Source organism: Kangiella shandongensis (assembly GCF_020005365.1).
In the GTDB taxonomy this organism is placed as follows: Bacteria; Pseudomonadota; Gammaproteobacteria; order Enterobacterales; family Kangiellaceae; genus Kangiella; species Kangiella shandongensis.
This window is the reverse complement of sequence record NZ_JACNML010000009.1, coordinates 32819-57065: the sequence shown is the minus strand read 5'-3', so window position 1 is coordinate 57065 and position 24247 is coordinate 32819. Positions and strand designations below refer to the sequence as shown.

The 24247-nt window shown below is 43.9% G+C and carries 19 protein-coding genes and 1 tRNA gene; 17 read left to right on the top strand and 3 right to left on the bottom strand.

What is annotated here, in order from left to right; all coding sequences use genetic code 11:
• Positions 1-70 precede the first annotated feature (70 nt).
• The 13 genes from H7708_RS10595 (at position 71) to H7708_RS10535 (ending at position 14809) form a co-directional block, all read left to right on the top strand.
• Entirely contained in the window at positions 71-1489 is a 1419-nt protein-coding gene (locus H7708_RS10595) for a sodium-dependent transporter (protein ID WP_223670755.1), read from the top strand.
• A gap of 25 nt (positions 1490-1514) precedes the next feature.
• Complete coding sequence (locus H7708_RS10590; protein ID WP_407929739.1) at positions 1515-2924, top strand: amidohydrolase; 1410 nt, start codon at positions 1515-1517, stop codon at positions 2922-2924.
• The gene (locus H7708_RS10585; RefSeq protein ID WP_223670753.1) at positions 2921-4198 is read left to right on the top strand and encodes an amidohydrolase family protein; all 1278 of its coding nucleotides are present in this window, start codon (positions 2921-2923) and stop codon (positions 4196-4198) included. Before H7708_RS10590 ends, H7708_RS10585 begins: the two co-directional genes overlap by 4 nt.
• A 9-nt stretch (positions 4199-4207) precedes the next feature.
• Positions 4208-5857 (top strand): Na+/H+ antiporter NhaC family protein, encoded by a 1650-nt coding sequence (locus H7708_RS10580; RefSeq protein ID WP_223670752.1) that lies wholly within the window; start codon positions 4208-4210, stop codon positions 5855-5857.
• A complete protein-coding gene (locus H7708_RS10575; protein ID WP_223670751.1) occupies positions 5841-7247 on the top strand; it encodes a transglutaminase-like domain-containing protein in 1407 nt (468 codons plus the stop codon). The genes H7708_RS10580 and H7708_RS10575 overlap by 17 nt, the downstream gene beginning before the upstream one ends.
• Before the next feature lie 10 nt (positions 7248-7257).
• Entirely contained in the window at positions 7258-8139 is an 882-nt protein-coding gene (locus H7708_RS10570; protein WP_223670750.1) for an MBL fold metallo-hydrolase, read from the top strand.
• A 260-nt stretch (positions 8140-8399) separates the two neighbouring features.
• Positions 8400-9281, top strand: coding sequence for an alpha/beta fold hydrolase (locus H7708_RS10565; RefSeq protein WP_223670749.1), 882 nt, complete (start codon positions 8400-8402; stop codon positions 9279-9281).
• Between the two features lie 95 nt (positions 9282-9376).
• The gene (locus tag H7708_RS10560; protein WP_223670748.1) at positions 9377-11032 is read left to right on the top strand and encodes an AMP-binding protein; all 1656 of its coding nucleotides are present in this window, start codon (positions 9377-9379) and stop codon (positions 11030-11032) included.
• Positions 11033-12193, top strand: a complete 1161-nt coding sequence (gene rnd, locus H7708_RS10555; protein WP_223670747.1) for a ribonuclease D — start codon at positions 11033-11035, stop codon at positions 12191-12193. It begins immediately after the preceding gene.
• A gap of 28 nt (positions 12194-12221) precedes the next feature.
• Positions 12222-12485, top strand: a complete 264-nt coding sequence (locus H7708_RS10550; RefSeq protein WP_223670746.1) for a YcgL domain-containing protein — start codon at positions 12222-12224, stop codon at positions 12483-12485.
• 5 nt (positions 12486-12490) lie between these two features.
• A complete protein-coding gene (locus H7708_RS10545) occupies positions 12491-12937 on the top strand; it encodes a YcgN family cysteine cluster protein (RefSeq protein WP_223670745.1) in 447 nt (148 codons plus the stop codon).
• A gap of 168 nt (positions 12938-13105) precedes the next feature.
• A tRNA-Asp gene (locus H7708_RS10540) sits at positions 13106-13182 on the top strand.
• A gap of 826 nt (positions 13183-14008) precedes the next feature.
• The gene (locus H7708_RS10535) at positions 14009-14809 is read left to right on the top strand and encodes a putative porin (RefSeq protein WP_223670744.1); all 801 of its coding nucleotides are present in this window, start codon (positions 14009-14011) and stop codon (positions 14807-14809) included.
• A gap of 76 nt (positions 14810-14885) precedes the next feature.
• Here the strand turns inward: H7708_RS10535 and H7708_RS10530 are convergent, their stop codons facing one another.
• Positions 14886-15680 carry a hypothetical protein gene (locus tag H7708_RS10530; RefSeq protein WP_223670743.1) on the bottom strand — a complete coding sequence of 265 codons (795 nt, stop codon included), beginning with the start codon at positions 15678-15680 and terminating at the stop codon, positions 14886-14888.
• Between the two features lie 257 nt (positions 15681-15937).
• Between H7708_RS10530 and H7708_RS10525 the strand changes: the two genes are divergently transcribed.
• Complete coding sequence (locus H7708_RS10525; RefSeq protein WP_223670742.1) at positions 15938-17896, top strand: GspE/PulE family protein; 1959 nt, start codon at positions 15938-15940, stop codon at positions 17894-17896.
• A gap of 66 nt (positions 17897-17962) precedes the next feature.
• Here H7708_RS10525 and sppA read toward each other — a convergent pair whose 3' ends face one another.
• The gene (gene sppA, locus H7708_RS10520) at positions 17963-19834 is read right to left on the bottom strand and encodes a signal peptide peptidase SppA (RefSeq protein WP_223670741.1); all 1872 of its coding nucleotides are present in this window, start codon (positions 19832-19834) and stop codon (positions 17963-17965) included.
• Between the two features lie 229 nt (positions 19835-20063).
• Here sppA and H7708_RS10515 point away from each other — a divergent pair, with 229 nt between their 5' ends.
• Positions 20064-22091 carry an NADPH-dependent 2,4-dienoyl-CoA reductase gene (locus H7708_RS10515; RefSeq protein WP_328798983.1) on the top strand — a complete coding sequence of 676 codons (2028 nt, stop codon included), beginning with the start codon at positions 20064-20066 and terminating at the stop codon, positions 22089-22091.
• Between the two features lie 26 nt (positions 22092-22117).
• Positions 22118-22789, top strand: a complete 672-nt coding sequence (gene trhA / locus H7708_RS10510; RefSeq protein ID WP_223670739.1) for a PAQR family membrane homeostasis protein TrhA — start codon at positions 22118-22120, stop codon at positions 22787-22789.
• A 34-nt stretch (positions 22790-22823) separates the two neighbouring features.
• Here the strand turns inward: trhA and H7708_RS10505 are convergent, their stop codons facing one another.
• On the bottom strand, positions 22824-23297 hold the full coding sequence (locus H7708_RS10505; RefSeq protein WP_223670738.1) for a nuclear transport factor 2 family protein: 474 nt from the start codon (positions 23295-23297) through the stop codon (positions 22824-22826).
• A 149-nt stretch (positions 23298-23446) separates the two neighbouring features.
• Between H7708_RS10505 and H7708_RS10500 the strand changes: the two genes are divergently transcribed.
• Positions 23447-24229: a hypothetical protein gene (locus H7708_RS10500; protein ID WP_223670737.1), complete on the top strand. Its 783-nt coding sequence runs from the start codon at positions 23447-23449 to the stop codon at positions 24227-24229.
• Positions 24230-24247: the final 18 nt, after the last annotated feature.

The window sequence follows — 24247 nt, the reverse complement described above, 5'->3', positions numbered from 1 at the left end:
TAAATATGGTGTTATTAGCGGCTAGGATCAAAACCTTCCAAATATAACAAACAATCATACGGTAGAAATAATGGCAACAAATAGAGGTCAATTTAACTCTCGGCTTGGATTTGTTCTGGCTGCAGCGGGTTCCGCAGTAGGACTGGGAAATATCTGGAAATTTCCATTTGAGGTAGGAGCAGGTGGCGGTGCAGCTTTTGTACTGATCTACTTAGCATTCTGTTTCTTATTGTGTTTTCCTGTCATGGTATCAGAAATTGCAATCGGCCGAAAAACTCAACTTAACGCAGTCGGCGCTTTCAAGAAGCTAGGGCACCACAATTGGGCCTGGATTGGTTTCTTAGGTGTTTTGGCTGGTGTCTTAATTCTTTCCTTCTACAATGTTGTTGCGGGGTGGGCGTTTGGTTACTTCCTCGAAATGTCGCAGGGTAACTTCGATTTTGGCTCTGTAGAAAAGTTTGTCGGATTTACGGCTGACTGGGAACACATCTTCATCTACGGTATTGTCTTTATGGGCATTACTGCGCTGATTGTGTCCAAAGGTATTCAGGGCGGTATTGAAAAAGCAGCAAAAATCTTAATGCCGACCTTGTTCGCCATGATCATTGGCCTAATGATTTATTCATTCACTTTAAGTGATGCCATGGCCGGTGTTTCCTATTATCTGGTTCCCGATTTCTCAGAAATTACGGGTGAGGTCATTTATTCAGCACTTGGTCAGGCCTTCTTTTCCTTATCGCTAGGGATGGGGGCATTAATCACCTACGGCTCTTACGTTTCCCGTAAGCAGGATATCGTGCGCTCGGCAGCCATGATTACTCTGACCGATGTTTCGGTTGCCTTCCTTGCTGGCTTAATGATTTTCCCCTTCGTCGCATTCTTAAACGCTGGAGATATGAGCAGCGTTTCTGGTGGTCCAGGCTTGATTTTTATGACACTTCCTGGCGTATTTGAAAGTTTGGGGCCGCTTCTAGGAAAAATTGTTGGCGCTGTATTCTTCTTATTACTTTCTTTTGCTGCATTAACCTCCACCGTTTCATTACTTGAGGTTCCGGTTGCGTATTTAGTTGATGAAAAGAAAATTAAGCGCCCAGTAGCAGTATGGAGCATGGCTATTATCATTTTTGCCATCGGAATTCCATCTTTATTAAGTTATGGTGCGTCAGATACCTTAAGCTCTTTTGTGAATTTGTTTAAGGCTGATGCTGACGGTGTCTTAAAAGAGACCGCGCTGCCTTTCCTTGACTTTGTTGAGTTAATTGCCAGCGATACTTTCTTACCGTTAGGCGGTACCTTTATCGCAATCTTTACAGCCTATGTCTGGAAGAAAAACAACTTGAATGCTGAGTTGATGGAAGGGCGTGAGACGCAAAGCCAATGGTTATCAAAGTATATTGACTTTGCGATTATGTTTATTTGTCCGGTTGTCCTTGGTGCTATTACCATTATTACAATTTTGGAACGCTTCTTTGGTATTCAGGTATTTTAATAACTATTTTGGGGATTAATGTATGATGATTGAACGATTCTCAAAACCGATGTTAGCAGCTCTTATTGGGGCTGCTTTTTTGGTTGCGTGTAGCGATGACGACACTGCTTCTAAATCACAGGAAGATAACCAGAAAGAAGCCTTTGAGTCTGAATATAAGGCGCATGAATATCACCCGGTGCTGATAAAAAACGCAACAGTTTTAACGGCTACCGGCGATAAAATAGAACAGGGCAAGGTGCTTTTTTCCGATGGCAAAATTGTTGCCGTTGGCGAAGAGGTCGAGATTCCTGATGATGACAATTTAGAAGTGATCGACGCAGTTGGTAAGTGGGTTACTCCTGGTCTGATTGATGTGCATTCACATCTGGGTGTGTACCCTGCGCCAAGTGTTGCTTCCAGTGCTGATGGTAATGAAATGACGTCGCCTGTTACTGCTGACGTATGGGCAGAGCACTCAGTTTGGCCGCAGGACCCTCAGTTCCAGCTTGCTTTAGCCGGTGGAGTGACATCATTACAAATTTTACCCGGCTCCGCTAACTTAGTTGGCGGACGTGGTGTCACATTGAAAAATGTACCTGGCCGATCCGTCATGGAAATGAAGTTTCCAGGTGCTCCTTATGGTTTAAAGATGGCCTGTGGTGAAAACCCGAAGCGCGTTTATGGTGAGAAAGGTATGGCACCGATGACTCGCATGGGTAACGTCGCCGGGTATCGTAAATCATGGATCGATGCCAAAGAATATATGAATAAGTGGGATGACTATGAAGCTGGCAAAGGTAACGGTCAGCCACCAAAGCGTGACTTACGACTGGAGAGCCTTGCCGGAGTTTTGCGCGGCGAAATTCTGATCCAGAATCACTGTTACCGCGCCGATGAAATGCTAGTTATGATGGAAATTGCTAACGAGTTTGGTTTTAAAGTGACGACTTTCCATCATGCCGTTGAGTCATACAAGATCGCGGATAAGCTTGCTGAAAATGACGTTTGTTCTGCCATGTGGTCAGATTGGTGGGGCTTTAAACAGGAAGCTTACGACATGGTCGAGTCTAATGTTGCTTTAGTGGATAAAGCTGGAGCCTGTGCTGTGGTTCACTCTGATTCGGCAACCGTTATTCAGCACTTGAATAAAGAAGCAGCAAAAGCGATGACCTCTGGCAATCGTTTAGGTATGGATATTGCTCCGGCTCATGCTATTAAGTGGATCACGCTGAATGCGGCTAAAGCCATTGGAGTTGATGATATGACCGGGTCTTTAGAGGAAGGCAAAATGGCGGATATTGTGCTATGGGATGGCAATCCGTTTAGTGTCTATACCAAAGCAGAGAAAGTTTATGTGGACGGCGCTTTGATGTTCGATCGTAATAATGACAAGTTCCAACCGGCCAGCGATTTTGAACTGGGCATAATCGAGCCGGAGGAGAATAGACTATGAGCAAAGTATTAAAAAGCTTAACCGGTTTTTTACTGGCTATGACGTTTGTGATGACGGACGTCAAGGCAGAAACGATACTGATCAAAAATGCTAAAGTTTATACCATGACCTCGGCTGGAACTTTGGATAATGCAGATATTTTGATTGAAGATGGCCTGATCCGGAATATCGGTGAGGATTTGTCAGCTGCGGGTGCCACAACTATTAATGGTGAAGGCAGAGTTGTTACGGCGGGCATTTTTGCTTTAGCTAACCAAATTGGTTTGGTTGAAATTGGTGCCATCGAAGGTACTAATGACGCCGCTAATCAGCTCGAAGGTTTAGGGGCTTCCTTCAGAGTAGATGATGTTTTTAACCCTAAGTCGACGCTGGTTCCAATGAACCGTGCGGGCGGGGTGACTCGAACTCTGATTACGCCGTATAACGGCTTGTCCCTGTTTGCAGGTTATGCAGCAATTATGGATATGACTGGCGATTATGAGTCACTAATTTTGAGTGATGTTGGCATCTTTGCCACTTACGGCGAGTATGCCGCAGGTTTGACTGGCGGCTCGAGAGCGAGTGCTTTGCATGAGCTTGAATCTGCATTCAACCAGGGCAAAGAGTTTTTAAATAATCCTGAAGCCATAAAAAGTGGTCAATATCGTGATTTAGATTATAGTCTGGGTGATTTAGAAGCAATTGGGCGTTTACTTGAAGGTGAAATTCCACTGGTTATCAGCGTCAATCGCGCCAATGATATCTTAACGATTATTGAGTTTTCCCAGAAACACCAAATTAAGTTGGTTCTGTCGGGCGTGGCAGAAGGCTGGAAAGTTTCTGAGCAGATTGCTGAAGCAGGTGTGCCTGTAATGGTTAACCCGATGGATAATATTCCTAGTAGCTTTGAGTCTCTAGGCAAGCGTTATGATAATGCTGCCTTGCTAAGTAAGGCTGGGGTCGATGTCATGTTCAAGGGTTCATCGCATAATGCGGATAATGTTCGTCAGGCGGCAGGGAATGCTGTCGCTTACGGCATGCCTTATGAGAAAGCGTTGGCGGCTATGACGAGTATCCCGGCTAGAGTATTTGGAGGTGCCAGCAATTATGGCAAGTTAATGCCGGGTTTTAAGGCCGAGCTTGTGGTATGGAGTGGTGACCCCTTTGAAGTGACGACTTATCCGGAAGCTGTGATTATTGACGGTAAGCAACAAAGCTTGATGACGCGCTCTACTCGTTTAGAACAACGTTACAAAGATATTAGTAACGATAATAATACATTTTACAGGAAATAAGAGGTTTTCATGGCAGATACATCAACGCGTCAGCCAAGCATGCTCCAGGCCCTGTTACCAGTAGGGCTATTGGTGATTCTTTTAGCTTTTTCAGTCTATTTATATGGTAGTGATTCCTCTTATGGAGCAAACCAGATAGCACTGGTCATTGCCGCTGCGGTGGCGTTACTGGTTGGCCTTAGAAATGGGCAAACCTGGAAAGAGCTGGAAAAGGGCATTGTCGATGGAATCAGTATTGCGCTGGCCGCTATGTTGATTTTATTAATGGTTGGTGCCTTGATTGGTGCCTGGATCCTGTCGGGGACCGTACCGACCATGATTTACTATGGTTTGCAGTTGCTTTCTCCAGAGTATTTTTATGTGGCGACCTGTGCTATCTGTGCCGTTGTTGCCTTAAGTATCGGTAGCTCCTGGACCACGGCGGGTACTGTGGGTATTGGCCTGATTGGTGTTTCTCAGGGTTTAGGCTTATCGATGGAAATAACTGCTGGCGCCATTATTTCCGGTGCTTACTTTGGCGATAAGATGTCGCCTTTGTCCGACACGACCAACCTGGCTCCGGCGGTTACTGGCACTGATCTCTTTACCCATATTCGTCATATGGTATGGACTACAGCTCCGGCACTACTTCTTTCTTTTATCATTTTTACAATCCTGGGGATAAACAGCGATAGCGAACAGCAAGTACTGGCATTACAGGGTACCTTGGATTTGCTGGATAATAATTTCAATATCTCGTTGTGGACACTGGTGCCAATGGCGGTCGTTTTTGTGTTGGCCTTTAAAAAGGTCCCTGCCGTCGCGACTATATTGATTGGTGCTTTGCTGGGTTGTATCTGTGCCGTTATGTTCCAGAGTAAAGTGATCGAAACTTTTGTTGGTGACGGTCGTTATAAATGTGAACGTTCATCGCAATATGAGTGTTCTGTTCAGAACTATCACATTGAGGGTGATTCTAGTACGGTGACCTTTGATATCGCTTTTAAAAATTCTGATGATACTTACTCAGAGACAGTGATGTTAAAAGAGGGCGAGGATAAGACTTTAACACTAGGAGAGCACTCTGTTGGTGTCTATAGTCATGGTGACTTCATGACAACGTTATCGGCAACTTGGACCTCACTCTTTAGTGGTTTTTCCGCCTCAACGGGCAATGATAACTTTGATAACCTGTTAAGTCGTGGTGGCATGGCCAGCATGCTGAATACCTTATTCTTGATTTTTACCGCGATGAGCTTTGGTGCCGCCATGGAAGTGACAGGCTTATTGCATAAACTGATTAAAACCGTTATCGGTATGGCAAAGTCCACTGGTTCGTTGATCGGTTCTGTACTCGCGACCTGTATTGGAATGAACCTTATTACGGCAGATCAGTATATATCGATTGTTCTGCCCGGACGAATGTATAAGGCAGAGTTTAAGCGGCGCGGGCTGGATGCTAAGAACTTATCCAGAACGCTGGAAGATTCAGCCACTATTACTTCCCCATTGATCCCATGGAATACCTGTGGTGCATATATGGCAGGCACTTTAGGCGTTGCCACAGGTGCTTATTGGATATATTGCTATTTCAATTTATTAACGCCGCTAGTATCCTTTATCTATGCGCTATTTAACTTCAAAATTACTCCAATAGAAGGCGATGAAGCGAGCAGCTAAACATCGTTTAAGCATGTTGTTGAAAATAGTCTTTTTAGTGACATGCTTCCTTTCTCTTACTTCCTATAATGTCTTTCAAAGACTATGGCAGCCGTCGCAGATAAAGCCATTTACCGAATGGGCCCAAATTAACTGGCAAGGGCAGATGGTCGGTTGGGCGAAAACTCGGCTGACTAGAGATAGCAACATTATTCGCGTGACGCAACAGGAACATTTTGAAGGACGAGTCAGGGGAAAGCGCTTTAAGTTTCTTTATGACAGCAGCCTCGAGTTTGATAGTGAACCTCCATATCGCTTATTGCAAGGTCAGGCACAAACCACCGAACCGGGTTTGTCGATGACGACCAGTTTTGTTAACCAACAGAGCTTATCCATCACGCAGACGCGAAACGGCAATGACTTTCGCTTTGAAGAACCTGCCCTGAATTACCACCTGAATAATTATTTGGCACTACGACAGTGGGTAGCGTCTCAGCCTAAAGTCGGTGACACTCGTATACATACTATTATCGATCCACATTCCTTAGAACCTGATCAGGTTAAGTATTCTGTTGCCAAAAAACCAGATAGTCGTCACCCGCGTTATGTTTTTAACAGGGTAAACATAAACGTCTTTTCTCCTTTGAGTTTTACTTTTAACTTATCAGGACGTATGACAAGGCAAAAACGCCAGCGGGGCATTGAATTGGTGGGAGTCAGCGCCAAACCCAGCCTTAATCCGGAAATGCAGCGGGATCTCTATGCTTCCAACGGGATCCCTCTCTCTGAACCATTGGGTGACGTTGATCTAGCTGACTCTATCAGTCTTTCGTTATTGGAGGGGGAACTTAATTGGCTGCAGCCTCATCCCAGCGTACAACTTAAAAACAATCAATTGATTACATCAAAAGGAATACGGTATCCAGCAAACCAGGCGCAAATAGAGCATTGGTCATTTTATAAGAGTAGTCCAAGAATCCTTAAGTTAGCTAACGGGCTCAACCTGAGTAGTCAAAACTCCTGGTCTAACGTTAGGGCTCTGGTCAGTTTTGTTAATGATTATTTATATTATCGGCCGACACCCGCCAGTTTTACCATTGATGAGGTGATCGATAATGGCTATGGCGACTGCACTGAATACACACAACTGTTACTGGCACTGTTAAACCAGGCCAGAATACCGGCAAGAGAAGTCAGCGGTTATATCTATCTTGGTGATGATGAGCAGCGTTTTGGTGGGCATCAGTGGGTGGAAGTATTAATTGATGGCGAGTGGGTCGGGGTGGACCCAACCTGGAACTTAACACAGGTTACCGCTGGGCATTTACCGATCACCATTTCACAAGAAAAGTCAGCTTCAGACTTGGTTTTTACTGTTGAGAAGATACACTATACTCAATCACTCAACTGACAGGCTTTCTATGTCAAATAATCCAACCCAAAAAACGTTTTATTCAATCAATGGTAACACCCAGAAGCTGGATGGCGGCGCCATGTTTGGTAATGCGCCTAAAGCACTGTGGCAGCGCTGGGTAAATGTGGACGAGCTGAATCGTATTGATTTAGTGTGTCGGGCCATGCTGGTTATTGATGGCGATAAAACCATATTATTTGAAACGGGAATTGGTGCTTTCTTTGAGCCCAAATACCGTGATCGTTATGGCGTTCAGGAGTCGCAGCATGTGTTGTTAGACTCTTTGAAAGAAGCCGGTTTCAGTCACGAAGATATTGATATTCTGGTGCTGTCCCACCTGCATTTTGATCATGCCGGAGGTCTGCTCACTCAGTGGGAGGAAGGCAAAGCGTCGGAACTGCTGTTTCCAAATGCAGAATTTATCGTCGGACAGGAAGCCTGGGAGCGGGCCTGCAATCCTCATCCGCGTGATCGTGCTTCATTTATCCCTGGCTTAACCGACAAGCTCGAAGCCAGTGGACGACTCCATCTGGTCAGTAACGACAGCTCTGATTTACTGGGAGCAGATTACTCATTCTACGTATCCAGTGGCCATACGCCGGGAATGCTGATAACTAAAGTTGAAACAATACAGGGACCGGTGGCTTTCGCTGCCGACTTGATACCGGGCGCCCCCTGGATGCATCTGCCGATTACCATGGGTTATGATCGCTATCCAGAAAGTCTTATTGATGAAAAGCGAGCACTACTCGAATCGTTAAAAGAGCAGGGGGGTAAAGTCTTTTTTACCCACGATCCAGAGGTTGCTTTAGGTGAGGTTGCAGTTAACGAAAAGGGTAAGTTTTTTGCTGACCAACCATTAAAGAAAGTTGTAAGATTATCGATGTAACTTATTGATAAATATTTCAGATTTTGTAATAAAGCATAAGTCAGAAGCATAACTGAAAAAATCTAGCTTTTTATGGAACTTATCTGGATATATTTGCTCAAAGATTATACAAGTAGCAAATAAAGCATAACTGCTTAGATGCTTACTTGGTTGTCATTGTCACTTCTCTTTGATGAGTTTTTTCTCATACCGGGCCATGTAAAATGGCCCGTTTTTTATGTGCTATGATAACGCCCATATACCACTTCATATGAACAACAATGTATTTTAGATTTGAACGCGAATATCACCTGGAAATCCATCATTGCAAAATCAGTGTTATTGAGTGGGGCAATCCCGACGGCGAGCCGGTATTATGTCTCCATGGTTGGCTCGATAATGCTGCCAGCTTTCACTATTTAGCGCCTCTGCTAACAAAGAATAGCAACTACCGGTTGATTGCTATTGAGTTCCCGGGACATGGACAGTCTGATCACTTGCATCCGGCAGCAGACTATCAATTTGTATCCGGAATCTCTGTTATTGATTCAGTTATTGATATTCTGAAATTAAACAAGCCTAAATTTCTGGCTCATTCCATGGGAGCGGCGCTTTCTGCAATTTATGCCGGGATCTTTCCGGATAAAGTTGACAGCATTGTGTCCATTGATGCGTTGGGGGCATTAGTTTCAACGCCGGAAAGTGCGGTGAAACAGTTACGAAAGGCGTTGCTTCAGCGCAAAGAAAAGGGAAACCGTAAACGTTATTTTAAAGATTTGAAAGCAGCTGCGAAAGCTAGAGCTCAAGTCTCGGAGTTACCGGTGGATATACTGCTTCCACTCATAGAGCGAGGGGTGACCCTGTGCGAGGAAGGCTATCAATGGTCCAGTGACTCGCGGTTGAAGCATTTATCATGGGTTCGAATGACCGAGCCCCAGCTGGAAGCAATAATGAGGAATATCACCTGTCCTATGCAAGTTATTATTGCCGAAAGCGGTCTTTTCGATGAGTATCCGGGGATAGAGCAACGGTTTGATTATTTAGACAGTGTGGAGCGAGTGGATATGAAAGGAGGCCATCATTTACACATGCAGTTTGCGGAACAGGTTGCAGAAAAAGTTCGCCAGTTCTGGTCGAAAAACGAGCAAAACAAAGCAAACTAACGGCAAGTGGTCGGAATAGTTGCGCTAAAGGACGGAATCATGTAATTTTCTTGTCCAAGATCAAAAACACATTCGCATATCTAATAGGTTTATTCATGGAAAAAGTTTGGCTGAAAAATTATCCCCAAAAAGTAGCGCACACAGTAGATATTAATGAATATGCTAATCTCGGTGAGCTCCTGGATGAGGCCGTGCGCAATCATGGGGATAGACCAGCCGTAACCAACCTTGGTGTCACATTAACCTATAAAGAACTTGAGCAGAAAGCTACGAATTTTGCTGCTTATTTACAAAACACACTGGGGTTGAGTAAAGGCGATAAGTTGGCGCTGATGATGCCGAACTTATTGCAGTACCCAATAGCACTGTTTGGTGCTTTGAAAGCAGGCCTGGCAGTGGTCAATGTTAATCCCCTGTATACGCCGCGAGAACTGGCACATCAGCTTAATGATAGCGGTGCAAAGTCCATCATCATATTAGCCAACTTCTCCGATACTCTTGAAGAGGCTCTGGACAAGGTTGAGTTGGATAATATAGTGGTAACTCAGGTGGGGGATGTTTGTTCTCAGCCAAAACGCTTTATCGTTAATTTTGTAGTTAAATATTTTAAGAGAATGGTGCCAAGCGTTAATTTGCCTGATGTAACTTCGTTTGTTGATGCGATGAACAAAGGAGCCGCTTCAACTTTTACACCTGTTGAAGTATCTCACCAAGATACGGCTTTCCTGCAGTATACCGGTGGCACGACGGGTGTTGCTAAAGGTGCTGTGCTAAGTCATAAAAATATGGTGGCGAATGTTCTGCAGACTTATGCCTGGATGGGACCGTTTCTAGAAGAAGGTAAGGAAATTATTATCACCGCGTTACCGCTGTACCATATTTTCTCTTTATGTGTGAATTGTTTGTTGTTCACCAAAGCAGCCGGGCATAACATTTATATCACTAACCCTCGTGATATGAAGGATTTCTGTAAACACCTTCGCACATATAAGTTTACAACGATTACAGGCGTTAATACCCTGTTTAATGGTCTGTTGAATCAGGAAAGTTTCCGACAGCTGGACTTCTCTAAATTAAAGCTGGCCGTTGGCGGCGGCATGGCGGTTCAAAAGTCAGTGGCTGAAGAGTGGCAAAAGTTGACTAAGACGCCTCTATTAGAAGGGTATGGCTTAACCGAAACTTCGCCAGTGGTGAGCATGAATCCTTTGGATTCGGAAGCCTATAACGGAACCATTGGCTTGCCGATTCCTTCGACCGATGTGCAAATACGTGATGAAGAAGGCAACGAACTGAGCTTTGACGAACCCGGGGAGTTATGGGTTAAGGGCCCGCAGGTGATGGAGCAATATCTTGGACGACTGAAAGAGACCGACGAGGTCTTGAAAGACGGGTGGCTTGCCACAGGCGACATGGCAACTATTGATAACGATGGCTTCTTGCGTATTGTTGATCGTAAGAAAGACATGATTCTGGTATCCGGATTTAATGTCTACCCTAATGAAATTGAGGACATTGTTGCTCTTCACCCGGGAGTACTCGAAGTCGCGGCGATTGGCGAGCCTGATGATATTAAAGGCGAGGTGGTTAAGGTAGTTGTGGTTAAGAAGGACTCTGACCTTACTGAAGAAGACTTAATTAAACATTGCCGTGAACACCTGACAGGGTATAAGATCCCTAAAGTCGTGGAGTTCAGAGAGGAACTGCCAAAATCCAACGTAGGTAAAATATTACGCAAGGAACTGCGTAAGTAGGTGAATTTGCATAGATTTGAATTAGATCATCACTCCGAATTGGTTGCGGTTGAGAAAGTCACAACCGCAGCACGTCTAGAAGAGCTTTGTCAGTCTTGGCTAAAACAAGAGGTTTTAGCCATAGACACAGAGTTTGATCGGACCAACACGTTTTTTCATAAACTGGCCTTAATACAGGTTTATGATGGTGAGGAGATATACCTCATTGATCCGTTGCAGCTCGAAAAGCTGGAAGTCTTCGGTAAGGTGCTGTCAAACAACTCGGTACTGAAAGTACTCCACAGTTGTAGCGAAGACTTAGAAGCTTTACATAACAGCTATGGCTTTCCCATTAACTCCATCTTTGATACGCAAATAGCAGCAGCTTTGGCCGGTTATGGTCCCATGATTGGCTATGGCAACATGGTTGAGCAGTTCTTAGGGCTAACATTGGATAAAGAACACACCAAAACCGACTGGCTGAAAAGGCCGTTGAGCGAAGAGCAAAAAGTTTATGCCGCGCAGGATGTTCAGTTTTTGCTACCTTGCTTTTATAAGCTTAGAGAAAAACTGCTGGAGAAAGGGCATTATGGTTTTGTTCTTGAAGATACAGAGTCTATTTACCGTGCTATTACTGACCTTGAAGATTTTGAGCAGGCTTACCTTAAAGTAAAGGGAGCTTTTAAGTTAAAATCAAAGCAGCTCAACCGTTTACGAGCCGTGGCTGCGTGGCGTGAGGCTTTGGCTCGACATAAGGATATTCCGAAGACTTTTATTTTTAGAGATCATCATCTGCTAGATATTTGTATGCAGCCGAATCCAACCACAGGTTTTTTACTAAAAATCGGCTGTAACCGAGGCAGTATTCGTAAATTTGGTGCTGAGTTGCTGAATAAAATTACCCAGGCCGATAAAATGGATAGCAGTGAATGGCCCGAACCTGTTCCAGCTTTCCATAAACTGCCTGGGGCTAAGCAGAAGATAAAAGCTCTGAAAGCTGCCGCCAGCCAAGTTTCCAGGCAACACGACATTCCAGAAGAGGCATTAAGCAGTAAACGTCTGTTAGAATATTACATTAAGACAGAGCAAGGCTTGATGACCCGACCAAATCATTTTTGGAACAGTTGGCGACGCGAGTTACTAGAACCTGCATTTCAAGCCCAGCTCGCCACTTTTTCTTAAATCAACACGACAAGAGATTGATACCGTTATGATGTGCAGTATTTACAAGAGCGCAAAGAAGCCTGATACCTATTTATATGTGCCTTTTGACACTGATTTTGAGGATTTGCCGGAAGGGCTAATGAGCGTCTGGGGAGAACCGGAGTTAGTGATGCACCTGGACCTGGCGAAAAGAGAGCAATTAGCCTTGGTGGATATTAATGAGCTTAAATCAAAACTGGATGAAGAAGGCTACTATTTGCAAATGCCTCCGTCACAGGAAGAGTTAGCCCAGCTAATAAAAGGTAAGTAATTTCGATGGATAAGTTCTGGCTAACAACACCCATGCATAAAATGACTCACCAGCAGTGGGAGTCATTATGTGATGGTTGTGGAAAATGTTGCCGAATTCAATTCCTGGACGATGATGATGCTTTGTTGATGCAAACCGATGTGGCCTGCCGGCTGTTAGACACAGAGACGCTTCAATGTACTGATTATCACAATAGGCTGAATAAAGTGCCTGACTGCGTTCAAATAACGCCAGATACGTTAGGTGATTACTACTGGTTGCCCGATAGTTGCTCATACAAAGTTGTTGCTCGTGGAGAGGATTTACCCAGCTGGCATCATCTGGTTAGTGGTGATCGCCAGTTAATTCATAAAAAAGGCAATAGTTTATACGGACAGTTAGTCAGTGAACGCGACTTGGCCCCGGAAACCATTGAAGATAGAATCATTGCCTGGATAGCTATAACTGATTGATTTTTAGCCTTTTTGTTCGTGTTTTGTACGGTTTTAAAAAAAAATAAATAAAATTGAAAAAAAGAGTTGACGGAATCGGGGAACGCCAGTAATATGCGCGTCGTTGACCGATGAGGTCACCAGCAAAACACTCTAACAAAGCACTTCGAGTACTAAGTTAGAAATCGCGGAGCGGTAGTTCAGCTGGTTAGAATACCGGCCTGTCACGCCGGGGGTCGCGGGTTCGAGTCCCGTCCGCTCCGCCACTATTTGAAAACCTGCTTTCTAGCAGGTTTTTTTATGCCCGAAATTTACAGGGACGAGAAGCCGCGTGACTGAAAGAGCTCTTTCAGGGGAAGCGGTGTTCGACAAAATCGTCTGGAACGATTTTGAACATCGGAGCTTTGCGACGATGGCCACAAAGTGGTCAATAACAGGGAGGTTATTGATAGTCCCGTCCGCTCCGCCACTATTTGAAAACCTGCTTTCTAGCAGGTTTTTTATGCCCGAAATTTACAGGGACGAGAAGCCGCGCGACTGAAAGAGTTCTTTCAGGGGAAGCTGTGTTCGACAAAATCGTCTGGAACGATTTTGAACATCGGAGCTTTGCGACGATGGCCACAAAGTGGTCAATAACAGGGAGGTTATTGATAGTCCCGTCCGCTCCGCCACTATTTAAAAGCCTGTACTTTGTTGCAGGTTTTTTATACCTGTGATGAATGTCGATGTTCCGGGGCAGCCTCAGATTTATTAGCAAATAGACTCCATAGACAAGGAGCCACTGTTACCAGTTTTTAACCTATCTCCTATATGAAAGCAACAAACGATCACTCATGTAGGGCTGTGGCATTGAAATTGGATAAAAAGTCGATATCGAAGCGGCTTACAGCAAGTTACCGTAATTTGTTTGGTTGTACAAAAGGAGGCTAACTGACTGTTATTGATAAGGAAAGCTAATATAAACTGGGCGAACAGCTTCCTTTATTTTATATGTTAAATTTATTTTAAGATTATTTGAAGATTTCGTTGACCGCCTAAAATCCTTTGTATAGAATCCGCGCCGCATTTGAACGTATACATGGAGATAACAACGTGAAATTAAAATTAATAACTGCAGCGGTTCTTCTTTCTTCAACTGTTTCTGTTTCAGCTGAAGAGTACCAGTGGTTTTCAGATCTTGAGTTAAGCAATACTGATGTTAACGGCCAATCTATTGATTCGGTTTCTTTGTCAGGTACTTACTTCTTCGATAAAAAACAAGCTCTAGGCCCATATAACGAGTTTGAATACATCAACAAAGTTAGCAATGTAAGCGCTGGCTATACCAATGTAGAAACAGGCGAGTATTATTTAGCAAACGTTGAAGGCGAATTGTTCGTAAATAACGTATTGCTAGGCCTTGGTTTTTCGGATGATAAATTCGATAACAACCCAACCCAGTTTTCTTTAGGTTACCTTTTCAACGACGACTTTTTAGTCCGTGTTGATGCAACTGATCCTGAAGAAGGTGATACTGTTTACGAGATCTCGGCAGCATATAATCATCAGATCAATGACACCGACTACTTAGGTTTCACTTTGTCTACCGATGATGACACTGACGTTGTAAGCTTGTCTTCGAAGTACTTTACACACTTAGGCGGCGAAAACTACTTCACAGCAGACTTTACCTATATTGATACTGATCTGGATAACTTCTGGAAATTAGGTGGTAGCTATTATTTCAGTAAAGCAACTTCAGTTTTTGCTAGCGTTGCTGACAATGACTTATATGAAATCGGTGCTAAACATTTCTTCAATGAGAATGTCGCGTTATATGGAAGTTTCACTTCTCAAGACGAAGATGGAATCGATGCTGAAACTTATACAGTTGGTTTATCAGCACAGTTCTAATAACTGCTAACAGTTTCAAAGTCAGTTAGTCATTTAGCCGAGAGTTTTGCTCTCGGCTTTTTTGTTCCTGTATTATTTATGGAGTTGGTTCAATCGTTACTCTGACTGGCTTGAAAGTAATAGAGTGTATTCTTGCGTCATCATGGCAGTTATTGTCATCACTGATATCCGCTGCATGAGTATCGCCAATGACAATGAGTTGTTTAACAAGCGGGTCTCCCGATGCTGTAGAAATGATTTCTTGTTGTCTAGAACTCATCACCCTATTTACAGAAGCGCTTCTACTTGGAGATACTCTGGAAATTCTAATATTTTGAGCACTGAATGATGGCCTCTGAGTGAGTCGATGGCTTGTTCCTATAGATGTCGGTGGTAGCGTTATTGTGGAGAAGTCACTTTCTGTTTCAGACCAGGTTGCGCTGATTTGCCCTAAAACATGAGTTCCACCGCCATTGGGTATCGCCGTAATGTTTGCAGAAAAGCGGGGGCCATGTCCCCAAAAGTCTCTATCACCTCTTTCGGGCTCTCCAGAAGGGCAGACTTCTTGACCATTGAAGTTGATAACTGTGTTTACCTGATAAGGGCATGCCGCGCGAGGGGTGCCGCTTATGCCACCAATAAACTGGGTGGGACCAATACTGCACTCTGCACTGCAATTACCGGCAGCATTAAAACCAAACCAAACAGGGTAACTATCGGGGGCTGCTTCCTGACATAACGCTAAAGCTCTTTGGCCGCATGTATGGCAGGCAGTCGAGTCTCCGATTGGCTCAAAGTCAGGTGAAGTGGACGGGGCAGGAACGATTCTTACATCGTCACAAGCGGTTAGAGCAATAGCTAATACTATGACAAGATGGCGTAAATAATACATAACATATCCTCCTTGAGTTAAGTGCAAAATCCTTTTACGAGTTTAAAGCTAGCATATTATAAGTCACTTTTCTGTGAAGTGATGGTAAGCTGCGTGAAATGGTGGTTGAAGTTTACCCCGTGAACTGGAGCTAATCTTAGCTTGCTCTTGATATAGATCAGGACGTCATCCGTGTTAGGCTCTAGTATAAGAGCTGAAACTCTAGGCTCACTAAAACCATTCAATAGGGTTTAGCCTTCATAATAGGAGGAATAACTGTGGAATTTAAGCAACTGCTTGTTGATGCAATCAAAAGCTCTAAAGGAGCCATATTCTGTGATACAGAAAACCAGTTATCAGAGCGGAATCTAATCGAAGTTGACTTTGAAGGAGGGGTATTTCAAACCGAGCAAGGAGCGGTCTCATTTAAAGAGATACAATATGTCGTCCTTCAGAAAGCCGTTTATGACAGTTTTGAGCAGTATCAGGAAGAAACCGACAACACCAATTATTCAAACTATCGAATAGAAATGAGTGAGCAGTTTTCGATCAAAGGGCAGTGTGTGTATTGTGAAAAAGAAAACGGTTTATGGAAAATTTTACGACTTCATAAGGATCATATCTTTATCGTTTTAGTCTCAGAAGAGAATATTACTGACATGAGGCTCATACAAAGTAATGGCCGATCAATGTTTGGCATTGAGGCGAATAGCCATGCCGATCAGATACAGGATGTTGATCTCCACATTGTGGAAATTGACGAAAAATGGATTAAGAAATTTCCATCAGACTTACTATTCAAGTATCAGGCACTTCCTCTGGGTAAGCACAATGGCTTCCTTGAGGTCGCCTTTTCTAACCCTAAGCAGATAGATGCGATTCAGGTTCTTAGCTTTATTGCGGGCTGCAATATCGAACCAAAAAGAGCGGATAAAAACGACTTGCTGGAGTACTTAAGTGGCTTAGTTCAGTTTCAGAACGAAAAAGAAGCATTGAATGAATTAAAGCTGTCAGGAGTATCAGCTAGTAACCAGTTAGCGACGAATGAAATTGAGAATTTAGGTAAAAAGAAAGGCGTGATTAATCTCATGGCGTCAATCATTACCGATGCCATTGAAAAGGGCGCTTCGGATATTCATTTGCATCCACGATCGGATCATCTACAGCTACTATTTCGAGTAGACGGTACCCTGACACCTGTGAGAAAGCTTAATATGTCGCTTCATCAAGCTCTCGTTAGCCGCATTAAAATAATCGGTGGTATGGATATTTCTGAGAGAAGGCTGCCGCAGGATGGCCGTATTGAGTACTCTGGTAATAATAAGAGCGTCGATATGCGTATTTCGATTATGCCAACGGTATATGGAGAAAGTGTTGTCATCAGGATCTTGGATAGCTCACAGGGGTTAAGAGATATTAAGGAAATTGGACTTAACGAGAAGGACACAGAGAAATTAACAAACTTATTGCGTTCCAGTTATGGCATTTTCCTGGTGACGGGACCTACAGGGTCGGGTAAAACAACCACGCTCTACGCCGCACTACAGGAAAAGGTCAAAGAAGGCCCGCACATCGTCACGGTAGAAGAGCCTGTTGAATATAAAATTAATGGGGTGACGCAAATCCCAGTTAACCATAAAACGGGCTACACTTTTGCTCGAGCCCTACGCAATATACTCAGGCATGATCCGGACGTTATTATGGTCGGAGAAATACGTGATAATGAAACGGCAAAAATTGCGGTTGAAAGTGCCTTAACCGGACATTTGGTGTTAAGCACACTACACACCAACAGTGCCGTAAGCACGATCACGCGTTTGATTGAAATGGGGGTTGAGCCTTATTTGCTGAAAGATGCTTTAGTTGGTGTTTTAGCGCAAAGGCTGGTTAAGAAGAACTGTCCTCATTGCTTAGAAGAGGAGCAGGTACCAGCTTCAATTCGACAGGAAATACAGGCATATAAAAAGGATATCTTTTATAAAGGTGCAGGCTGTGCTGAATGTTTTAATACCGGCATAGCAGGCCGTCGTTCTGTTTATGAGCTCTTGACCATTACACCGGATATTAGTCGTGAAATTAATGAAACGTTAGACATTGAAAAACTGACTCAGGAAGCAGGGAAGCAGGGAATGATCAGACTCGCTGATATGGCACTTGAGTTGGCGCGGAATAAGGAAATTTCAGCATTCGAGGTTTACAAAATACGAGCGAATGCGAGCCAGTTAAAATTGACCTAATCTCATAATGTTATGACAAACAAATAAAGGCAGCCGAAGCTGCCTTTTCTGTTTGAAATATAACAATTATTTTATCTCACACATACAGTGCGCGTAGGCGTAATTAGGATCGTTGTAGTTCATTAACAAGCTATAGACTTCTTGAAGCTGGTTGCCTACAGCGTGAAGCAGAGGGTTAGACTCTGCTCCCGAAGATACTAATGCTTGGTAGTCACCAGAAGCCTGGGCATTTTGAAGAATTTCACGGATCATTTTTTCCGTTGGGTCCATTTCGCGTTTAATGAAGCGTACTTCATAGTCGCTGATATTTGCTAGCTTGGCTGCAGAATCTACGGCATCGTCCAGGTCACCCAGCTTATCGACTAAACCCAAACGGTGAGCATCTTCACCAGACCAGACGCGTCCCTGAGCAATGCTATCGACTTCATCTTTGCTCATGTCGCGACCTTCGGCGACCAGGCTCAGGAAGTCATCGTAGCCTTTTTCGATATTCGCCTGAATGACGGCTTTAAGGTCGTCAGAAATCCCTGACATGATATCAAAAGAGCGCGACCATTTGGTTGTGCCAACGCCGTCACGATGAATGCCAAGCTGGTTTAAGGGTTCTTCAAAAGTAGGAACCATACCGAAGATACCAATAGAGCCTGTGATCGTCGTAGGGTGAGCCCAGATTTCGTCAGAAGTCGCTGAAATCCAGTAGCCACCTGAAGCTGCCATTCCTGCCATTGAAGTGACAACAATTTTGCCTTCTTTTTGCGCACGAGCTAGTTCGCTACGGATAACCTCGGATGCAAAAGCGCTGCCTCCCGGGCTGTCTACGCGCATGACAATGGCTTTTACTGAATCATCAAGACGGGCCTTGCGAATTAAACGCGCCGTGCTGTCGCCACCGATAATGCCTTCCTTACGTTTGCCATCGACAATTTCACCTTTTGCGACGATGACTGCAACTTTATCCTTGCTGCTAGGCATATCGATAAGCGGGCGGCGTGCTTTGAGGTATTTCTTGAAACCAATTGCCTGATAAGAATCTTTCTTATCATTGAAGCCAACGGTATTGATCATGTGTTCACGGAAGTCACCTCGAGTCATCAATTTATCGACAAAACCGTGTTCGACCGCAGCTTGGGCACCGTTACCATTATTCTCTTTAATGATGTCCAGGTAGTTTTCTACAAAAGCGTCAAACTCAACAACGCTCATATCACGTGAACCAGCAATATCACTTTTCATTTGTTGCCATAAGTCGCCCAACCATTCGATGTTGGCTTCTTTTGCCGCTTCGGACATGTTGTCACGAATAAAAGGCTCAACTGCAGACTTGAATGTCCCCACGCGGAATACGTGAACTTTCACACCAAGCTTGTCCAGTGCAGACTTGAAGTAAGTGCCGGTGCGAGCCATACCATCAAACATTAAGTTGCCCTGTGGATTCATATAGACTTCATCGGCTGCTGAAGCTAAGTAATACTGGCCTTGTGAATACCAGTCACCAACGGCAATTACTTTCTTGCCAGTTGTTTTAAAATCGTCTATAGCATCTCGCAAGTCCTGATATTTGCTGATGCCGCCGTAAGCACCCATTAAGTTGTTGGTTTGAATCACCAGAACGCTGATATCGTCGTCCTCTTTAGCATATTCAATGGCATCCAACAGGTCATACATAGACGTTTCAGCGTCTTTTGCACTTTTAGAGCCGGCGATGACTTCCTTGATTGGGTCAACGTATTTTTCCTGCTCAACTAAAACACCTGCAGGGTTTAAGATTAACGCTGAACCTTCATTAACGGTTGGCAAATCCGGGCCACTAACGCAGCTGCGAATCAGCAAGGCAAAAAGAGTAATCGCGATGAGACCGATAAAGAATCGACCAGTAACATCGACGGTTTTCCAGATACGGTAAAAAAATCTACCTATCATCGAGTTTGGTTTTGACACGTTTTCGTTTCCTTCTCTCTTGAATCTAATATTATGACGTTGAGCCAATTCTAACCAAATTGCTTATTTTATGACTAGTCTTTAAATGTAACGAAATAATAACTTATTGTTTTATAAGGTTTTTGGGTGGGTTTCTTTTGTAATTAAATATTACAGTAAGCATTGCACAAGACTGGTTATACCAGTAGACTTAGGTATAAGACCTAAGATTTAACGTATGCAGTAGAATATTGTGAAATATCCAAAATTATTAGAACCACTCGACCTGGGGTTTACCCAGCTAAAAAACCGAGTGTTAATGGGTTCAATGCACACTGGTCTCGAAGAAGAGAAAGGTGGTTTTGAGAAGATGGCTGAGTTTTATGCTGCGCGTGCACGTGGCGGCGTAGGGCTCATGGTTACTGGAGGTATTTCACCTAATTTCCGTGGCCGCCTGGCTCCGCATTCTTCGCAGCTGAGTAATCGTCGTCAGGTTAAGAAGCACCAGATTGTAACCGACGCGGTTCATGAGGCTGGCGGCAAAATAGCATTACAAATCTTGCATGCGGGACGGTACGCCTACCACCCGTTATCAATTTCTGCCTCAAAGCTTAAAGCACCGATTTCGCCGTTTACTCCAAAGGCAATGACTGAGCGGATGATTCAGAAAACGATAAAACATTACGCCCGCTGTGCCCGACTGGCCAAAGAAGCCGGCTACGATGGCGTGGAAATCATGGGCTCAGAAGGTTATCTGATTAATCAGTTTATCGTTAAACGCACCAATAAACGTACGGATCGTTGGGGTGGAGAGTATGAAAACCGCACCCGTTTTCCTCTAGAGATTATCAAAGCTGTTAAAGCAGCGGTTGGCGACGATTTCATCACCATCTTCCGTCTTTCAATGATCGACCTGGTCGATGGAGGTAGTACCTGGCCGGAAGTGGTGCAGTTAGCTAAAGAAGTGGAAAAGGCTGGTGCAACGATTATAAACACGGGAATTGGCTGGCACGAAGCGCGGGTGCCGACAATTACGACCTCAGTTCCCCGTCGCGCTTTTACCTGGGTTACCAAAAAGTTACGTGAAGAAGTCAATGTACCACTCATCACGTCGAATCGGATTAATATGCCGGAAGTGGCGGAGCAAGTGTTAGCTGATGATTGCGCTGATATGGTATCGATGGCGCGACCTTTGCTGGCTGATGCTGACTTTGTACGAAAAGCTGAGAAAGAGCAGAGCCATTTGATCAACACCTGTATTGCCTGCAACCAGGCCTGTCTGGATCATGTGTTTAAGCAAAAACGTGCGACTTGTCTGGTCAATCCGCGAGCATGTTTCGAAACCGAGCTCATCGCCCAGCCCTTAATGCTTAAAAAGAAGCTGGCCGTCGTCGGGGCCGGGCCTGCAGGACTGGCTTTCGCTACAGAAGCGGCACAAAGAGGTCATGAGGTTCATTTATTTGATCGGGCGAAGAAGATTGGTGGTCAGCTGAATATTGCCAATCAAATACCGGGTAAAGAAGAGTTCTACGAAACGCTTCGGTATTTTAACCACATGCTTGAAGAGACGGGGGTTTATCTCCATTTAGAAACGGAAGCAACGCCGGAAAAGTTGGCCGGTCAGTTCGATGATGTCGTCATTGCGACTGGCGTGACGCCGAGAACGCCTAACATACCAGGGATCGAGCATGAAAAGGTTCTGTCTTACGTTGATGTTCTGCTGCATAAGAAACCAGTGGGAGAGAAAGTTGCGGTTGTTGGTGCTGGTGGTATTGGTTTTGATGTTTCCGAATACCTGGTTCATGAAGGTGATTCACCAACACTGAATCTCGATGAATGGTTAAAGGAATGGGGTATTGATCGTCTTTATGCTGAAGACGGTGGGCTCCTTGATGAGCCTGAAATAACACCTCCGGCGCGTGAAGTCACCATGTTACAGCGCAAAGAAACCAAAATGGGTAAAGGCTTGGGCAAGACCACCGGCTGGATCCATCGCACTAGTTTGAAACATAAGCGTGTGAATATGGTTTCAGGAGTTGAGTACAAAGAAATTAATGACGATGGTTTGGTTATTGAACATAAAGCATCGGGCAAAACGGAAGTATTAAAAGTGGATAATATTGTCATTTGTGCTGGCCAGTTACCACGCAGAGATTTAGCCGAGCAACTCAAATCGAAAGGTTGCTCAGTTCACTTAATCGGCGGTGCAGATGTTGCCGCCGAGCTAGATGCAAAGCGAGCTATTCGCCAAGGCACTGAGTTAGCCCTGAGTATCTAGTGAGTCAAAATAAATCGGAGAATAGAATGTCAGCAGAAAAAGCTCATCTTGATGTCGAGCTAACGGAACATACTTACAGTATAAACGAAGAAATTGCGAATGCGCTGAGTCATGCCATTGGTGCTCTATTAAGTGTGTCAGCCATGACTCTCATGATCATGGACTCGCTGGAACCATTTAATGGTTGGAAGTTGGGAAGCTCTATCGTTTATGGCTTAAGTCTGGTCATGCTTTTCACAACCTCAACGTTATACCATAGCTTTCAGCCGGAGCCTGTAAAGAAAGTTTTTCAAACTTTGGATCACTGCGCGATTTATTTCCTAATCGCAGGGACTTACACGCCGTTTACCTTAGTAAGCCTCGATGGAGCATGGGGTTGGATCCTATTTGGAATTATCTGGGGGCTGGCTTTGTTTGGTGTGATTTTTAAAACCAAATATCAGCTTCGTTTCCCCAAAGTATCATTAATTACTTATATCTTAATGGGCTGGGTCATCGTTATCGCCGCTCCAGAAATGCTGGAAAAGGTTGCTCCGGGAGCTTTATGGTTATTACTAGCTGGTGGCTTATCGTATACCTTAGGAACGATCTTCTATGCCGCCGATAAACGTATTCCATTTAATCATGCTATCTGGCATCTTTTTGTGTTAGGTGGCGCGATTTGCCACTTCTTGGCAATCTATTTATTTGTCATATAAAGCTTAGAGCCAGTCATGCTGAAAGTGTCTGGCTTTATTTTGCAGTTTTGTGGTCATAGCTAACGATTCTTTTCACAACCCAACCCGTGTCAGTTTGCTGCCAAATTACTGCAAACTGCGCTGTCTCGACTAGGTTGCCATCCACGTAAAATTTATGCTTTCCAGTTTGAAAGGCTCCAAAATCGCCTAATTTATGGACTTCACTAGATATTAACTTGCGTGTTACATCGAACGGTTTCGAGCATTTATCCTTAAATGCTTTAACTTCTTTCTCAAAAGAGGTATTTAAGCCTGTTCGGTCATCATAAAACTCTAATTCTTCGCTGACGATACCTTGCCACACTTCGAAATTACACTGGTTAAAACCAATATTAAAGAGCTTATGATCCATATAATTAATTTGCTGGGGCAGGGTTTTATTAGAACTCTTCTTCATTATATTTTGAGCTGCTAACGCATCCCCAGTGGTAAGAGTCAGTGTAGCCCACATCAGTATAACGCTTTTCATTACATCTCCATTTGTATTGATATATCTTTTATTGTATCTACAGTAGCTATATCCATCTGTGTCCAAGTGTAAGAGCTTATTACGATGGATATTGACTGTAGTTCGTACCAATTTATAATGCCCTCATATTTTTAAGGGAATTTATAATAATGAAATTGATTAAATGCATTTTACCGTTAGCAACGGTGCCTTTTTTATTGGCTTGCGAGCCACCATCAAAAGATTCTACAGAGATCGAAACGTCACGTATCTACGCTGAAATAAAGATCGAAAATTCAGGTAGTGATTACACCGAAGTGAAAGTCGATCTTAAAGAAGGGCATGACTTTGGTAGCAGTATCAAGTTAGTAGAAGGTGAGAGAATTACGGCGTCATTTAAAGATCAATTTATTATCTTGCGAGAAGATGAAGATTTGCTCGATATAGATTACGAAGGAAACCTTTATACGGGTGATGCCGGTGGAAAAGTTACCGTTGTTTTAGAAAGAGTTGATGGTGAGCGAGTTCAGTCCGAAGTGTTTTTGCCCGAACCGTTTGAAGTGACATCACCGGGTTATGGTTATCACTTTGAAGAGCATGAAATCGTTGATGTACTTTGGCGTTATAGCTTACCGTCTAACCTGATAGCCTTACATGCAGAATTGGGTTGCACGGCTTATGATGACGGTGAAACCGATCATGAAACAGAAAACGAAACGTGGCTTGTTGATGATGATGGTCTGTCTGATGTTTCAATTCCGAAGCTTGTTTCTAATCTGGAGAATGAACTTGACTGGGAAGATGATGTTCTTAAGCGGCCTCAAACCTGCGATATGATCATTGATTTAACTCGGGAAAACTTAGGGGGTATTGCAACTGAGTTTGATAATGAAAGTTTTATTCAGGCAAAGCAGGCACGATATATAAAAGGATTAGAGGTGAGGTTGAATTAGGGGCTAGTATTAAACCTT